Consider the following 744-nt stretch of genomic DNA (forward strand, 5'->3'; position numbering starts at 1 on the left):
TGCCTAGCCTAGAGGTATGGGCATGGACAACCGCAGCGAGGTACGCGCGTTCCTCACCTCGCGGCGGGCGAAGATCAGTCCGGAGCAGGCCGGCATCCCGGCGTATGGCGGCCGTCGCGTGGCCGGGCTGCGTCGCGGCGAGGTCGCCGCGCTCGCCGGGGTCAGCGTCGAGTACTACACCCGGCTGGAACGCGGCAACCTCGCCGGCGTGTCCGACAGCGTTCTGGAGGCCCTGGCCCGCGCGCTCCAGCTCGATGACACGGAGTTGGCGCATCTGCATAACCTGGCCCGCGCCGCCGGCCAGGCGCCGTCGCGCGTTCGCCGTCGCGAGATGACGCCGGAGATTCGGCCGGAGGTCCATCGCCTGCTGAATGCGATGGCCGTGCCGGCGTTCGTGCGCAATCACCGCTTCGACATCCTGGCCGCGAACCCGCTCGGCAGGGCTCTCTACGCGCCCATCTTCTCGGCCAGTGGGGTCCTGCCGGTGAACTCGATGCGGTTCACGTTCCTGAACCCGCACGCGCAGGCGTTCTACCCTGAGTGGGCGAAGACGGCCCGCTCGTCCGTCGGCGCGCTGCACATCGCCGCCTCCCAGTACCCGCACGACCAGCAGCTGATGAATCTCATCGGCGAGCTGTCGATGCACAGCGACAGCTTCCGCACCTGGTGGGCGGCCCAAGACGTCTACGTGCACCGCCACGGCACGAAACGCTTCTACCACCCCGTCGTCGGCGAACTGGACCT

Annotated in this window: 1 protein-coding gene; it reads left to right on the forward strand. The window is 69.2% G+C overall.

The window, feature by feature from the left end; all coding sequences use genetic code 11:
- Positions 1-16 precede the first annotated feature (16 nt).
- Positions 17-744, forward strand: a 728-nt coding sequence (locus ABEA87_RS42225; RefSeq protein WP_345639433.1) for a helix-turn-helix transcriptional regulator, incomplete at its 3' end; no start/stop codon positions are given.

This window comes from Rugosimonospora acidiphila (assembly GCF_039543385.1).
GTDB lineage: Bacteria > Actinomycetota > Actinomycetes > Mycobacteriales > Micromonosporaceae > Rugosimonospora > Rugosimonospora acidiphila.